The 15,486-nt window shown below is 38.2% G+C and carries 14 protein-coding genes and 1 riboswitch; all 14 genes read left to right on the plus strand.

The window, feature by feature from the left end:
* The first annotated feature begins 12 nt into the window (after positions 1–12).
* The 14 genes from CS937_RS07575 to CS937_RS07640 all read left to right on the plus strand — a co-directional run bounded on the left by CS937_RS07575 (position 13) and on the right by CS937_RS07640 (position 15,471).
* Positions 13–276 (plus strand): phage holin, encoded by a 264-nt coding sequence (locus CS937_RS07575; RefSeq protein ID WP_099157869.1) that lies wholly within the window; start codon positions 13–15, stop codon positions 274–276.
* Complete coding sequence (locus tag CS937_RS19685) at positions 273–1,106, plus strand: N-acetylmuramoyl-L-alanine amidase family protein (protein WP_245835723.1); 834 nt, start codon at positions 273–275, stop codon at positions 1,104–1,106. Before CS937_RS07575 ends, CS937_RS19685 begins: the two co-directional genes overlap by 4 nt.
* A gap of 249 nt (positions 1,107–1,355) precedes the next feature.
* On the plus strand, positions 1,356–3,140 hold the full coding sequence (locus tag CS937_RS07585) for a M3 family oligoendopeptidase (protein ID WP_099157870.1): 1,785 nt from the start codon (positions 1,356–1,358) through the stop codon (positions 3,138–3,140).
* Positions 3,141–3,214: 74 nt separating this feature from the next.
* Positions 3,215–3,316: riboswitch (TPP riboswitch) on the plus strand.
* A 120-nt stretch (positions 3,317–3,436) separates the two neighbouring features.
* Positions 3,437–4,012, plus strand: a complete 576-nt coding sequence (thiT, locus tag CS937_RS07590; protein ID WP_099157871.1) for an energy-coupled thiamine transporter ThiT — start codon at positions 3,437–3,439, stop codon at positions 4,010–4,012.
* A 99-nt stretch (positions 4,013–4,111) separates the two neighbouring features.
* On the plus strand, positions 4,112–4,252 hold the full coding sequence (locus CS937_RS19430) for a hypothetical protein (RefSeq protein WP_176555788.1): 141 nt from the start codon (positions 4,112–4,114) through the stop codon (positions 4,250–4,252).
* Between the two features lie 174 nt (positions 4,253–4,426).
* Positions 4,427–5,845: a hypothetical protein gene (locus tag CS937_RS07595; RefSeq protein ID WP_099157872.1), complete on the plus strand. Its 1,419-nt coding sequence runs from the start codon at positions 4,427–4,429 to the stop codon at positions 5,843–5,845.
* Positions 5,846–6,049: 204 nt separating this feature from the next.
* Positions 6,050–8,989 (plus strand): formate dehydrogenase subunit alpha, encoded by a 2,940-nt coding sequence (gene fdhF / locus CS937_RS07600; RefSeq protein WP_099157873.1) that lies wholly within the window; start codon positions 6,050–6,052, stop codon positions 8,987–8,989.
* The gene (locus CS937_RS07605) at positions 8,989–9,456 is read left to right on the plus strand and encodes a helical membrane plugin domain-containing protein (protein ID WP_099157874.1); all 468 of its coding nucleotides are present in this window, start codon (positions 8,989–8,991) and stop codon (positions 9,454–9,456) included. The genes fdhF and CS937_RS07605 overlap by 1 nt, the downstream gene beginning before the upstream one ends.
* Positions 9,457–9,706: 250 nt before the next feature.
* Positions 9,707–11,440 carry a carbon starvation CstA family protein gene (locus tag CS937_RS07610; RefSeq protein WP_099157875.1) on the plus strand — a complete coding sequence of 578 codons (1,734 nt, stop codon included), beginning with the start codon at positions 9,707–9,709 and terminating at the stop codon, positions 11,438–11,440.
* A gap of 82 nt (positions 11,441–11,522) precedes the next feature.
* Complete coding sequence (locus CS937_RS07615) at positions 11,523–11,780, plus strand: cory-CC-star protein (RefSeq protein WP_099157876.1); 258 nt, start codon at positions 11,523–11,525, stop codon at positions 11,778–11,780.
* A gap of 22 nt (positions 11,781–11,802) precedes the next feature.
* Positions 11,803–12,735, plus strand: coding sequence for an ArsA family ATPase (locus tag CS937_RS07620; RefSeq protein ID WP_099157877.1), 933 nt, complete (start codon positions 11,803–11,805; stop codon positions 12,733–12,735).
* A 7-nt stretch (positions 12,736–12,742) separates the two neighbouring features.
* Positions 12,743–13,723 (plus strand): zinc-binding dehydrogenase, encoded by a 981-nt coding sequence (locus CS937_RS07625; protein ID WP_099157878.1) that lies wholly within the window; start codon positions 12,743–12,745, stop codon positions 13,721–13,723.
* A gap of 508 nt (positions 13,724–14,231) precedes the next feature.
* Positions 14,232–14,828 carry a spore germination protein gene (locus CS937_RS07635; protein ID WP_281251897.1) on the plus strand — a complete coding sequence of 199 codons (597 nt, stop codon included), beginning with the start codon at positions 14,232–14,234 and terminating at the stop codon, positions 14,826–14,828.
* A 43-nt stretch (positions 14,829–14,871) separates the two neighbouring features.
* Positions 14,872–15,471 (plus strand): Ger(x)C family spore germination C-terminal domain-containing protein, encoded by a 600-nt coding sequence (locus CS937_RS07640; RefSeq protein WP_141554340.1) that lies wholly within the window; start codon positions 14,872–14,874, stop codon positions 15,469–15,471.
* Positions 15,472–15,486 lie beyond the last annotated feature (15 nt).

A 15,486-nucleotide genomic window follows, 5' to 3' on the forward strand; every position in this document is an offset into this window, starting at 1 on the left:
AGGTTTTAGGAGGTGGAGGAATTGGACAAAGGTACAATTGTTCGGACAGCTGCACTTCTCTTAGCATTAGTTAACCAAATGCTAGTAATTTATGGAAAATCGCCATTACCGATTGATAGCGAATTAATTGAGCAGTTTGTGGCTTCACTATTTACAATCATCTCTGCTGTTGTCGCATGGTTTAAAAATAATTATGTGACAAAAACAGGGGAGAAGCAGCGAGAGTTATTGCAGAAAAATGGTCTTACAAAAGTTAAGGGAGGAAAATCTAAGTGAAGCCAATATTAATTATTGATCCTGGGCATGGTGGAAGGGACCCGGGAGGTGGTTCAAATCGTCACTGGATCGAGAAAGATATGAATCTAAAAATCTCACTCTATCAATATGAACGATATAAGCAATTGGGTGTACCAGTGGTTATGACAAGGAATACGGATAAAACGCTTACGACCGATGACAGAACAAGAATAGTTCGGAATAGCGGGGCAAGATATTGTCATTCCAACCATATTAATTCTGGTGGAGGCGATGGTGCAGAGGTCATTCATTCGATTTATGGCGGCAAAGATATGGCTGAAGAAATTGCATCGGAACTGGAACTGGCAGGTCAAAACATACGACGGATTTTTACGAAAGTATTACCAGATGACGTTAAGCAGGATTACTATTTTATGAATCGGGAAACTGGTAGTGTTACAACAAATATCATTGAATATGGATTTGCGGATTCACGGCAAGATGATGAAAGACAACTAAATGAAAGTTGGAAAAAGTACGCTGAAGCTGTTGTAAAAGCATTTTGTGATTTTATTGGCTATGTGTATAATCATTCCGGTCGTGAGGATGTTCTGGATACGGTTATTCCACACATTTCAAAAACTAAAAAATTGCATTTACCAGAGAGTGCCACATCATGGCGTGTATATCCACTTAATGTTGCGCCTGTAGTTGGAAATGAAAAAGGATTTCTAAATCCAGCAAAATTTAATGGTCTCACATATGAAATCTTAGGGAGCCCTCAAACATATGTTTATATTATCCAAACGCGTGATTTTGGTAAGGTTCAACTATATGGACATCCTAAAACAGGTGCGACAATTAGTTAGATCAAAAAATCCCGCTTACCAAATATGGTAAGCGGGATTTTTTGCCATGGCGAGTATACACCATAAGCCAAGCTTAGCTTAAAAAATTTTGATTAATAATCCTGTGTTGATATGCAGGTTTATCCGTAAAACAATGGATTCAAGCCATTTACTGACAAAATGGAAATATTTTTTAATAAATTATAATGAAAATATTCACACTTATCGGTATAATAGAATAAGCAGGAAATCTTTAAAGGGAGAGATTTGATGTTAAAAACGTACGAACCAACATGGGATATAGATGTCATCTTCCCAGGAGGTAGTGATTCAGAAGCTTTTCATACATACATGGAAACAGTCAAACAAGAGGTGAAAATTCTTTCTGAAAGCGTGGATAACTTTACACCAACAAATGGAGCAGTAGATGCTAGTAAACTAGAAAATATTGTGGAGCAACTTGAGGGAACAATGAAAAAATTGCGTGAGGTATCAGCGTTTGTCAGTTGCCTAAATGCACAAAATGTGAAGGATGAAAAAGCGAGTCTGTTAGTAGGAAAACGTAGTGAATTAAAAGCTGAAATGGACGCAGTAAAAACAAATTTGGAACAAAAATTAATATCGATTGATGATCGAACATGGGAAGAGCAACTTAAAAGGCCAAATTTGCAAGATGTTTCCTATGTTCTAAATGAAAATAGAGAGAAGGCGAAGGAACTATTATCAGCTGAACAGGAAGTATTAATCAATGATCTTGCTATTGATGGGTATCATGCATGGAGTCAAATGTATGATACGATTGTAGGAAATATGAGTGTAGAAATTGAAGAAGACGGAGATGTTAAATCATACTCAGTGGGTCAAGCCTCAAACAAATTAAGCAATCCAGATCGTTCGGTTCGTAAACATGTTTTTGAACAAATAGGAAAAGCGTGGTCGCAAAATGCGAATATGTTTGGCCAAACACTTAATCATTTGGCTGGATTCCGATTGCAAAAATACAAACACCGTAACTGGGATCATGTTTTAAATGAGCCGCTAGCAATAAATCGTATGAAAAAAGAAACATTGGATGCGATGTGGAATGCTATTTCTTCAAATAAACAACCCTTTGTTTCATTCCTAAATAAGAAAGCGGAATTACTAGGACAGGAAAAACTGAGCATGTATGATATTGGAGCACCTTTGACACAGTCTGTGAAGACATCCAGCTATACAGAAGGTGCTGATTTTATCGTGGACAATTTCCGTAAGTTTAGTCCGAAAATGGCCGACTTTGCCCAAATGGCGTTTGATAAGCGCTGGATTGAGGCAGAAGACAGGGCAGGAAAAAGACCAGGCGGATTTTGTACAAGTTTTCCGGATAGTGAACAAACCCGGATTTTTATGACTTATTCTGGAACATCATCTAATATTGCCACATTAGCCCATGAGTTAGGTCATGCTTATCATCAGCATGTCATGAACGATGTAAACGGGTTGAATCAGGGCTATGCAATGAACGTAGCGGAAACCGCATCAACATTTGCGGAAATGATTATAGCTGATGCAACGGTTAAAAATGCGCAAACGAAAGAAGAAAAACAAAATGTATTAGAAGATAAGATTCAGCGCAGTGTTGCATTTTTTATGAACATTCACGCGAGGTTTCTTTTCGAACTGCGGTTTTATGAAGAGCGTAAACAAGGGCAGGTTTCAGTAGATAGATTGAATGAATTAATGGTTGATGCGCAGAAAGAAGCTTTTTGTGATGCAATTGATGACTATGATCCAAACTTCTGGGCATCGAAGCTTCATTTCCATATTACCGGTGTTCCTTTCTACAATTTTCCCTACACGTTTGGTTATTTATTTAGTCTTGGTATTTATGCACATGCACTTGAGAAGGGTGGAAGTTTCGAGGAAGATTATATTTCATTGTTACGTGATACTGGACGCATGACAGTTGAAGATTTGGCTGAAAAACATTTAGGTGTTGATCTAACAAAAGCCGATTTTTGGGAAAATGCAATTCAACTGTGTGTAAATGATGTTGAGGAGTTTTTATCGCTCTAACCGGCTTTATTTCAGGCGTTGTCAATGAATGGTAGATAGGTTATAATACAGTTAATGAAAAAAGCATAGAAATAAAAGTCTACAGGGGGAGCCATTTGGCTGAGAGTGAACAATTTTGTTCTTACCCTTTGAACCTGTTAGTTAATACTAGCGTAGGGATGGTGGCTTTTTTGATGGAATAAAAAGCAATGTGAGCGGATTCCCCATCAGGAAGCTTCCCCTTTGACATTGCTTTTTTTGTGTTCAAATTATTCGCGTAGTAGATTGCAAGTCTGCTATTAGGGGAGGTTAGAGAAATGCGTTCAAAACGTACATTGTTTTTAATTGAGGTTGCAATTTTTGCGGCATTAGCCTATCTATTAGATATTATTCCATTTTTATCGTTTAAAATATGGGCACAGGGCGGATCAGTTTCTTTGGCGATGATTCCGATATTTATTGTGGCGTTTCGCTGGGGATTAAAGGGTGGATTGTTGTCTGGGTTATTATGGGGCGTATTGCAGGTAGCAATCGGTCCAGCAAGTATTTACTATTTTTGGCAAGGTGTAATTGAATACGGTTTTGCTTTTACAGTATTAGGTTTAGCTGGAATATTTGCAAAACCAGTCCAACGGGCAATCAAAGATGGAAAAACAAAAACAAGTTTTCTGTACATTATGTTAGGAGTTTTTATCGGTTCAGCGTTTCGATTTATCGCACATTTTGCAGCCGGTATAGTTTTCTTTGCCGAGTTCGCGCCTGAAGGTCAACCTGTTTGGTTATATTCATTAGTATATAATTGTTCATATATGGTACCATCATTTATTATTTGTACTTTAGTTGTAAGTTTTTTGTTCAATAAACAACCTAGAACATTATTAAGTGCAGCATGACATTTAATGTGCCGCTCACATTTCAGAGGTAACTTTCTCATTGATGGGGAGTTACCTTTTTCTGTTCGTTTTTGTATACTAATTATAGAGGTGAATTGCATGCGTGAATTGATAGGAGATTGCCAGTCATGTGGTAAAAATGTGTATTGTGAAGATGGATTTTTTGACGGTGTTCAGGCTGAAGGGCTGCTGCATTGTAATGAATGTGCGGAAAAAAAGGAAACGGATAAACATGATTGAGTGTTTGTCTGTTTTTTTATGGATCAACAAGCTTCGTGAGAGCAAAAACATCGCCACGTGAGTGAAAATATCTCTCAGATACCTAGGACATAGTAAAAAATACCTGTTTTTTCTCACCCACTTTAACCAATGTGCATAGGCTATAGCACACGTAGGAAAGAAAGGAAGGTTAAAGTGGAGCTTACGATATCGCATTGGTTATATGGGTTATTTACATTAATTATCATTTTAACAATGATTTTCAGAAAAGGTGTTGTGCTTCCTACTTTACTAGGTACGTTTGTTATTGCCTGGGTGTATAACGGAAGCATCATCGAAGGATTTACTGCAATTTTTAACGCAAACCTAGTTGCCGCAAAAGAGCTTTTTAGTATTTTCCTAATTATTACCTTCATGATGGCTTTGCTCCATTCTTTAAGAGACCTGGGAGCAGATCGAAGGATGATTCAGCCAATCCAGAAAATGATGGTCAATGGCCATGTTTCATTTTTTGTTTTAATCGGTATAACGTATGTGATTTCATTATTTTTCTGGCCGACACCGGCAGTACCGTTGATTTGTGCATTACTTGTACCTGCAGCGGTTCGAGCTGGATTACCTGCAATGACGGCAGCGGTTGCAATTGCACTTGCTGGGCAAGGTATGGCATTGTCATCTGACTATATTGTGCAGGTTGCACCTAGCTTATCGGCAAAATCTGCTGGTATTGATATTGGGATAGTAGCCGATCAAGCGTTAGTATTATCACTGATTGCTGGTAGTATTGCGATTGCTATTGCGTATTTGTTGTATCGTAAAACAATACGTCCAAAAGATAGTCCTTTAATTGAAAAAGACTTACAAGCTTTGCAGACAGAAACCCTATCTACTAACAAGCCACATGCTACTCATTTAAAAAGATGGAGTAAACTTTTTGCTATACTGGTACCACTAGCACTAGTAGCTGTTGTCGTTTATATGATGTATACAAAATTAATATCGGGCAGGATGAGTGGATTTGAGGGCGGCGATGGTGCAGCATTTGTTGGTGGCGTTGCTGTAATCTTATTACTTTTATCAACCGTAGCCTTTGGAAAACATCATGCATTAGATTATATTAGTAATCACATTACAGATGGATTCGTTTTTGCATTTAAAGCGATGGGGCCGGTAATTCCAATTGCGGGATTCTTCTTCCTGGGAAGTGGTGATTTTGCTGGTAGTATTTTAGGTGTCGAGGATCCACCGGCATTACTGTTTGATCTTGTTCAATCAACGCAGGAGTTTTTACCACAAAGTGCCTTATTAGCAGCATTTAGTGTGCTGATCATTGGGATTATTACTGGTTTGGATGGCTCCGGTTTTTCAGGTCTACCTCTTACAGGTGCGCTTGCAGCATCGTTAGATAATGCTGGGGTAGATTCGGGGACCTTAGCAGCAATAGGTCAAATGGGAGCGATCTGGACTGGTGGAGGTACCATTGTTGCATGGTCGTCTTTAATTGCAATTGCTGGATTTTGTGGGGTATCTGTCATGGACTTGGTCCGTAAAAACTTTATTCCAGTAATTGTTGGTCTGATCACATCAACGGTGCTGGCTATATTAATCTTTTAATCAAAATTGCATTCCTGCTGAAAGTGTAGAAAAGACATTCTCAACATAACATGAGAATGTTTTTTTTGCTTTGAACAAATATAAATATTTATGGGAGGTAGTGAATATACATGGTTTTATGTGGTAGTAGCTCGGGAAATGGTTATTAATACATCCTTGAAAGTGCTTTTGTTAAATTGAATTCTAACCAGGGAGGAGAAGAACGTGCAAGAACATATCATAGTAACAATTAATGGAGAAGAATTCTTAGCTGAACCGGGACAAAATTTGCTTGATTTAATTAATACAACAGAAGAGTTTGTACCACAAATTTGCTATAACGAGTCATTAGGACCGGTACAGACATGTGATACGTGTATGGTTGAGGTAAATGGCGAAATCGTTCGTGCCTGTGGTACAACAATCAATAAGAGTATGGAAGTTAACACGCAAATGGAGACGACCCATGTTGCTCAAAAAGAAGCACTTGGTACTATTTTAGAAAAACATGAATTATATTGTACGGTTTGTGACTATAACAATGGAGCATGTGAAATACATAATACTGTAGCAGAATTTGGTTTAGAGCACCAGTCAAAACCATTCAAACCTAAACCGTATGAAGTAGATAATTCAGGCTCATTTTACCGCTATGATCCAGATCAGTGCATTCTCTGTGGACGATGTGTAGAAGTATGTCAGGATGTTCAGGTTAATGAAACACTGTTGATTGACTGGGAACGGGAGCAGCCTCGTGTCGTTTGGGATAACGATGTACCAATTGACCAATCTTCCTGTGTAAGCTGTGGTCAGTGCGCTACCGTTTGCCCGTGTAATGCGATTATGGAGACCTCTATGATAGGTGAGGCTGGATTTATGACTGACCATAAGCCTGGGTTATTACGTTCAATGATTGATTTAACGAAAAAAGCTGAGCCAGGATATGGTCCATTATTTGCTGTCTCTGATACAGAAGCAGCCATGCGTGAGGAAAGAATTAATAAGACGAAAACGGTATGTACGTACTGTGGTGTTGGTTGTACGTTTGACGTTTGGACTAAAGATCGCAAAATTTTAAAGGTTGAACCACAGAAAGATTCGCCTGCAAATGGAATTTCTTCTTGTATTAAGGGGAAATTCGGTTGGGATTATGTGAACTCTGAAGACCGCATAACGAAACCATTAATACGTAAAGGTGATCATTTTGCAGAAGTAGAGTGGGACGAAGCACTAACCTATGTTGCGAAACGTTTTAATGACATAAAAGAAGAGCATGGTCCTAATGCTCTTGGTTTTATTTCCTCGTCAAAAGCAACAAATGAAGAATCATATTTAATGCAAAAGCTTGCTCGGCAAGTTATTGGCACGAACAATATTGATAACTGTTCACGGTATTGTCAGGCCCCTGCAACAAAAGGACTGTTCCGTACGGTTGGTCATGGAGGAGATTCAGGATCGATTGATGACATTGGTGAAGCGGAAATGGTAATCACGATTGGATCCAATACAGCAGAATCACACCCAGTTTTAGCTTCCCGAATTAAACGGTCACAAAAATTGTTTGGTCAAAAGCTATTTGTATTTGATTTACGAAAACACGAAATGGCGAAGCGAGCAGATCGATTCTTACAACCGAAAAGTGGTACGGATCTAGTCTGGCTCTCGGCAATTTCTAGATACATTATCGATCAAGGTTGGGAAAACCGTGCATTTATTGATAAATGGGTAAACGATTATGATGCATATAAAGCAAGCTTGGTTAAATTTACAATGAATTATGCAGAAAAAGTAACAGGAATACCACAAGAAACGTTAAAAGAAATTGCTAAAGAGATAGTTGCTGTCGACAAATTAGCAATCTGTTGGGCAATGGGAGTGACGCAACATCAATTAGGCAGTGACACAAGTACAGCAATCTCAAATTTATTACTTATAACCGGTAATTACATGCGAAATGGTACAGGAGCATATCCATTGCGCGGCCATAACAATGTTCAAGGCTGCAGTGATTTTGGGAGTATGCCAAACTTTTTCCCGGGATATGAAAAGGTTTCTAATAAGGAAGCACAGAAACGCTACGAGAAGGCGTGGAATACAGACTTGCCTACTGAGCCAGGAAAGGATAACCATGAGATGATGCATGCAATTCATGATGGTGAATTGCGTTCATTGTATGTTCTGGGGGAAGATACGGGTGTAGTAGATTCCAATATTAATTACGTAACTGCTGCGTTTCGGAAACTCGATTTTTTCGTTGTGCAGGATTTATTTTTAACAAAAACAGCAGAATATGCAGATGTTATTTTACCTGCTGTTCCAAGTTTGGAAAAAGAAGGGACATTTACGAATACGGAACGGCGTATCCAGCGATTGTATCAATCACTGGATCCAGTTGGAGAGTCAAAGGCAGATTGGAAAATCATTATGGAAATTGCGAACAAAATGGGGTATGACTGGAATTATCAACATCCTTCCGAAATCATGGAGGAATCAGCTAGTCTAGCACCATTATTTGCTGGAGTGAACTATGATCTATTAATGAATTATAATAGTTTGCAATGGCCTGTAGCAGCTGATGGAACAGATACACCATTGTTATACGTCGATGGTTTTCCTTTCGACGACAACAAGGCCAAACTTTATCCATTAGATTTTGAATTGCCATATGATACGAGCGAAGAATATGATTTACATGTAAATAATGGTAGGCTACTAGAACATTTTCATGAAGGGAACATGACATACAAATCTGCTGGTATCTCAAGGAAGACACCAAATGCTTTTATTGAAGTTTCACCGGAACTAGCAAAAGAACGAGGAATCCAGGAAGGTGCAGAGGTCCGATTGACTTCAGATGCTGGTCATGCAAAAGGGGTTGTTCACATTACGAATCGTGTACGTGGTAAAGAATTGTATTTGCCACTTAATGATAATGGTAAATCTGCCGTAAACTATTTGACTGACAATCGTGTCGATAAAGATAGTAATACGCCTGCATATAAAGAAATTGCTGTTAAAATGGAAGTTTTGAAGAAAAAGGGGAAAAGTCCACTGCCGACTAACAACCATCGGCGTGGAAATCCACAGGCCCAAATTGGTGTAAATGTAGAACGGAAGTGGGATCGAGATGACTATACTTTTCTAGGAAGAAAGGTGAAATCGTAATGGCTAACCCAATTACAAATATTAAACGGAAGGAATTACCGAAAGAGGTTGTTTACGAACGAAATCTTAGAGAAGTTTCAGAAGCATTAAGTGAAAATAAAGATGCCATTCTTAAAGGGATTGATCTACTCGCAACGGTCAATAGAAATGGTACGTTAGATATGATGAATGCATTCGTAAAGCACAAAGAAGATGCGCTGGAAAATATCATGCAGGAATTGAATAAACCGCAATATTCTGCAACCCTTGAGAATTTAAGTAAATTATTTTTGTATCTAGGCGAGTTGGAAATGAATGAACTTCATTATTTTACTGAAAAATTAAACCGGGGTATGGAAGAAGCGAGGCAAGCTGATAGTTCTAGTAAAACTTCTTATATGAATCTCATTAAATCATTAAAAGATCCGGAGATTAATCGAAGCATAACCATGCTGCTCAAATTTTTGCGTGGGATGGGAAGAGATTAATAGATTGGATAGAGCTGCACTGGGGTGTAGCTCCTTTTTTGGTTTGTTTGTTCAAACCAAAGGTAGTAGATAACTATATCCTCCGCTTTACACATTCATTGACCGATATACCACAATATTCACGCTTATGCAGATATATCAACCATATCCCAAGCACTTCAGGCAGCAAAATAAGTTGTACTAAATCTAAACTACATCACATAGCCTTTAATAGGGTAAGTCCTTAACTAAATTTAGGGGAGGTAGAGTGATGAGTGGTATATTACTTGCAATAATCGGAATGCTAGTTTTTACGTTGGGTTACCGTTATTATTCAAAATTTGTTGCAGAAAAAATATTTCGACTAGATCCTAACTATGTGACGCCTGCACACCGTTACAAGGACGGCGTCGATTTTGTTCCAACGAATCGGTTTGTATTATGGGGGCACCATTTTACATCTGTTGCAGGTGCAGCACCAATTGTAGGACCGGCGATAGCTGTTTATTGGGGGTGGTTACCTGCCTTTATATGGGTGATTCTTGGAACAGTCTTTGCTGCGGGTGTTCATGACTTTGGTACGTTAGTCCTGTCAGTACGAAACAAGGGACAATCAATCGGAACACTTGCCAATAAGTTAATCGGGCAACGTGCTAAGATTTTGTTTTTATTCATTATTCTTATATTAGTTTTAATGGTAAATGCTGTGTTTGCTTGGGTGATTGCAAATCTATTTATTTCGTTCCCAGCTAGTGTTGTACCGGTATTTATTCAAATCCCTTTGGCAATATGGATTGGTTTAGCTGTATACAAGCGAAAGCAGAAAATGCTTGTACCATCATTAATTGCATTAGCTATTATGTACGTAACAGCGGTTGTAGCAAGTAAAGTGGACTTCTTACAAATTGATTTAGTTCAGTACATGGGTGGAGAAAATGGTGCAGGATTATTCGGTCTAGGTGCAGTTTCGACGGCATTTTTCATTTGGATCATCATTTTAATGGTATATGTGTATATCGCTTCTACATTACCAGTTTGGAAGCTATTGCAGCCGCGGGATTTCATTAATTCGCATCAACTTATTGTTGGCCTGGGCATACTTTATTTAGGATTACTATTCTTAAATCCTGAAGTAACGGCTCCTGTAACTAACGTCGATTCAGATATATCTTGGTTCCCGCTATTGTTTATTACGATTGCTTGTGGTGCAATCTCAGGCTTTCACGGACTTGTATCATCAGGGACATCCTCAAAACAATTAAATAAAGAAACGGATGCACGTTTTGTTGGATATTTAGGTGCAGTTGGTGAAGGTGCTTTAGCATTAATAGCGATCATTGCAGCTGTTACGTTTTTTGGAAGTGCTGATGAATTTTTGGCAACCTACAGTAGTTTTGCTGCAGCTGGTGGTGCTGGATTGAATGTATTTGTGGAAGGTGCGAGTAAACTAGCAACGGGCTTAATGATTCCACCTGATGTTGCCGCTACAATTGTATCAGTTATTATCGTAAGTTTTGCAGCAACTACATTGGATACATCGGTTCGACTTATGCGCTACATTATTGCTGAACTAGGCGTTGAGTATAAAATGCCTGTATTGTCAAAAACACATGTTGCTACAACAGTTGCGGTGGTATCGAGTGCAGCTCTAGTGCTATTGCCACAAGGACCAAAAGGTTTTGGATCAGGTGGTTATCTGCTATGGCCATTGTTCGGTACAGCAAATCAACTGTTAGCAGGAATCAGTTTACTCTTGATTGCAATTTGGCTAAAACGACTAGGCAGGAATTATGCAGTTGTATTGATTCCAATGATTTTTTTAATGTTTATGACGTTATATGCCATGTTCCAGCAGGTGCTATTTGAATGGTCATGGTTCGGGTCAAATTCAAATACACTTCTTTTCGTATTCGGTGCGATTATCTTTGTTTTTGCAATTTGGATAATTCTAACTGCCTTCACTGCATTGACAAGTAAGATGGATAAAAATATCGATGTAAAATAAATACGTTTTTTACATGGAAAAGGGATCATTTCACAGTGATCCCTTTTCCTACATAATTTCTGATAAAGCGGGGTGTAATTTGATGCTAGACAAATTGAAAACATTTGTACAATTTTACGAAGAAGTATTAAACATGCCACATCGTCAAGAAATTGCGCGAGAATTAAGGGATGAAGACGATTTATTTTTATTGTTACTCTACTCAGAAATGATTGGCATTCCTAACCCTGTTTATTATTATACATTAGAGTTGTATCCTTACATGATCGAAAAGTTTCATGACTGGCACTTACGCATGGGTATGGACAAATCACCAATGGCAGGAATTAGATGCTGCTAATTTCGTGAAAAGGGGAATAATGATGCGGGAGCTTACAAACAAAATAGTTTTTGTCGGTGGAAAAGGTGGAGTGGGAAAATCAACGACTTCTGCAGCTATTGCTTGGGAAGCGGCACTTATGGGTCATAATACTTTACTTGTCTCAACAGACCCAGCTCACAATTTGGGTGATATTTTTAATCAAAAAATTGGCGGGAAAATAACTCACTTATCAAGAAACCTTTCAGCATTAGAGATAGATCCTGAAATTGAAACAGCTAACTACATAAAAGGAATTAAGGAAAATATAAAAGGTGTTGTACATTCAGGCATGATCAGTGAGGTTCATCGGCAATTGGATACAGCAAAAATGTCACCTGGTGCTGATGAAGCGGCGTTATTTGATAAACTTATTTCGATTATTTTAGAAGAACTGTCAAACTTTGATACGATCATTTTTGATACAGCTCCTACGGGTCATACAATCCGGTTGTTATCATTGCCAGAATTAATGGGCGTTTGGATTGAAGGATTATTGGAAAAGCGTAAGAAAACGAATGAAAATTATACACAGCTTTTAAATGATGGAGAGCCGATTGAGGATCCAATCTATGATGTTTTAAAAGAACGACAGGAACGGTTTGCAAAAGCTAGGGAAATTTTATTAGATCCAAGTAAGACAAGCTTTGTATTTGTATTAAACCCAGAACGACTTCCCATTTCAGAAACAAATAAGGCGATTCAATTACTTGATAAATATCACTTGCATGTGAAATCATTAATTGTAAATAAAGTATTGCCAGACGATGCTGAAGGTGATTTTATCATAAAACGAAGAGAGCATGAGAAGCAATACATCAACTTGATAGAAAAAACATTTACAAGACAGCAGTTGATTTACGTTCCGTTGTTTGCAAATGATGTTACGTGTAAGCAGGAATTAGAAGAGTTTAGTATCTATTTTCAGGAAGGATGACACATGTATGAAAGCTTTTGTTCATGATCATGGAAACTTAAAAATGACGACGATCGACGATCCAAAGGCAGGGGATGGTGAGGTAGTTGTGGCCATACAGACTGCCGGTCTTAATCATCGTGACCTATTTATCCCGAATCGTAGGGGGAATGATGCGTCTGCACTTGTTATTGGATCAGACGGTGCAGGTATAATTGAAAGCGTTGGGGCTGGGGTTGAACAAATTTGTGTCGGTGATGAAGTGGTTATTAATCCTGGTCTTCGCTGGTTTGAAAACAATGTAGCTCCACCACAAGAATTCGATATTTTAGGTATGCCAGATAACGGAACATTCGCCGAAAAAATTGTACTCTCCGCCGAGCAAGTAGAGAAAAAGCCAGTATATTTGAGTTGGGAAGAAGCAGGAGTTCTTGCTTTATCGGCATTAACAGGCTATCGTGCAATGTTTACAAAAGGCGAATTGCGGAAAGGGGAGACGATTTTTATCCCTGGTGCAGGTAGCGGTGTTGCTACTTATTTGATTTTATTTGCTAAACATGCTGATGCTAGAGTGATTGTTACCTCCAGAAGCCAGGAGAAAAGGAATCAAGCACTACAATTAGGTGCAGATATCGCACTTGATACAAATAGTGATTGGACAGAAGAATTAAAAAATGAAACTGTTGATCTTGTTATTGAAAGTGTCGGTCGTGCGACATTTAATAGGTCTCTAAGCGTTTTAAAGAAAGGCGGCAGAATGGTAACGTTTGGATCATCTACAGAGGATACTGTTGATCTCAACTTGCGTGAATTCTTCTATGGACAATATCAATTAGTTGGTACCACAATGGGGTCAAGGGAAGAACTTCGCGAAATGCTGAGTTTTATTGAAAGGCACAGCATTCATCCAGTTGTGGATAGTACGTTTACGTTAGATCAGACTAAAGCTGCGATGGATCATCTAGAACAAGGGAAACAATTTGGAAAAGTGGCCATTAGAATTAGGTAATAGATTATGAGGCTCTCATGATTGAGAGCCTCTATTTTTGTACTGATTTTCTTTTTGCCAACTTGGGCCCCTAGTTATTTCTTCCTTCCATAACGTGAATGAAAACCCGACTGAATAGAACAAAATAACTGTGATAAAAGAATCCATACAATTATATTTAAACAAATCCCTCATATTCTCTTTGGTTAGGTAATTCACCTTGTCTGTAAACTCGGTAAATATAACTTTAATAGAAATAGTAACCTTCATATCTAGATACGTTACCATCCAATCAAATGCCTCAAATTCCGGAATAATGACCAGCCAAATGGTTCACCTTTAAATTCTTCTTGTGTTTTTTCAACTAATTTGTTCTCTTTTCTATTCTCTAAGAACTGTTTCAACTTTTGGACTAAAATAATTCTTATTAAGCATCTAATCTAATAAGAATCTAGTCCCATTATTTATAGAAATTCGTTTACGGATAAACATTGAGATAGATTCGGATTGAATTCCCTTCGAATCTTCTATTGAACCACACAAGCCTTGTTCAAATATAAATGAATTGAGAAATATGAACATCGTTATTAAACAAATTCTGGCAGGTAATAGTATACTTCTGATCGATGATATGGACCATGCTTTTCAGTTTCATTCGGCTAAGTCGGTAGGAAGGGATATTTCAGAACTAGCTGTAGAACGTTCGATAAGGGGACCGAAAGAAGGGTTTGTTGAAGACATTCAATTAAATTTGTTGTTAATCCGTCGGAAATTACAATTGCCTTCCTTAAAAGTGGAGAAAATGGTATTAGGGCGACAAACCAATACGCAAATTAATATAGTTTATCTTAAGCGAATTGCAGATGAAGATATAGTTCGTGAAGTTCAACAGCGATTATCTCGCATTGACATTGATGGTATTTTAGATAGTCCATATATTGAATCGATGATAAAAGATTCTCCGAAATCACCTTTCCCAACTATGTTTAGTACAGAACGTCCTGACCGTGTTTGTGGCGGACTGTTAGATGGAAAAGTTGCTGTTTTAATTGACGGAACTCCTTTCGTTTTAACCGTCCCAGCATTATTTGTTGAGTTTCTACACTCAAGCGAGGAATTACTATGATAGCTCATTGATTTCAACAGCTATACGGTCAGCGATCCAAGACATGATAAGAAAAGACCAATTTTCTGCTACGAACATGGTGAAAGATATCAGTCAATTTATGAGAACATTTTCAAGTGATACGATGGATCCTTATACTGGTGTTGTGCTACCAGCAAAGAAAATGGGGGTTCAAGCTGAAGGGGAGAAAAAGGAGACTAAACAGGAGGTCCAAAAACAAGACGGTAGTGATACAAACGAGGGAACGTCGAGCAATATAGGAAAAAAGGTAGAAAATCAAATTCCAACCGTTCTTAGCTTTCAGGGAACGGCCTCCTTTAAGGATGGGAATTTAAAAGGTTTTTTAGATGAAGAGGAAACTCTTGGATTGTTAGCCATCCAGGGAGAGCTTAAGAATGAGGTTGTTGTTTTGGATTGTAATGGAAAAGACCAAGGAACAGTGGGCGTGAATATAAAAGATACGAATTCAAAAATGCTACCACATAGTATTGATCAAAATGTAGAAATGTCGGTTGCTATTCAAGTGGAAGCTGATATTAGTGAAATTACGTGCCCTAATTTGAACGTAGACACAAAGAAAATTGAAGAACTAAACAAACAACTTGAAGCAATTGGTATAATTCTTCTGTTCTCCCATGGTTAGGAGTATTTTTCTCAA

The sequence above is a fragment of the Virgibacillus ndiopensis genome (assembly GCF_900187325.1).
Taxonomy (GTDB): Bacteria; Bacillota; Bacilli; order Bacillales; family Amphibacillaceae; genus Virgibacillus_E; species Virgibacillus_E ndiopensis.

Excerpts from the sequence above, each read along its gene's own strand:
- CS937_RS07585 (WP_099157870.1), top strand. The coding sequence starts at position 1,356 with ATGTTAAAAACGTACGAACCAACATGGGATATAGATGTCATCTTCCCA.
- thiT (WP_099157871.1), top strand. The coding sequence starts at position 3,437 with ATGCGTTCAAAACGTACATTGTTTTTAATTGAGGTTGCAATTTTTGCG.
- CS937_RS19430 (WP_176555788.1), top strand. The coding sequence starts at position 4,112 with ATGCGTGAATTGATAGGAGATTGCCAGTCATGTGGTAAAAATGTGTAT.
- CS937_RS07605 (WP_099157874.1), top strand. The coding sequence starts at position 8,989 with ATGGCTAACCCAATTACAAATATTAAACGGAAGGAATTACCGAAAGAG.
- CS937_RS07610 (WP_099157875.1), top strand. The coding sequence starts at position 9,707 with ATGAGTGGTATATTACTTGCAATAATCGGAATGCTAGTTTTTACGTTG.
- CS937_RS07615 (WP_099157876.1), top strand. The coding sequence starts at position 11,523 with ATGCTAGACAAATTGAAAACATTTGTACAATTTTACGAAGAAGTATTA.
- CS937_RS07620 (WP_099157877.1), top strand. The coding sequence starts at position 11,803 with ATGCGGGAGCTTACAAACAAAATAGTTTTTGTCGGTGGAAAAGGTGGA.
- CS937_RS07625 (WP_099157878.1), top strand. The coding sequence starts at position 12,743 with ATGAAAGCTTTTGTTCATGATCATGGAAACTTAAAAATGACGACGATC.
- CS937_RS07640 (WP_141554340.1), top strand. The coding sequence starts at position 14,872 with ATGATAAGAAAAGACCAATTTTCTGCTACGAACATGGTGAAAGATATC.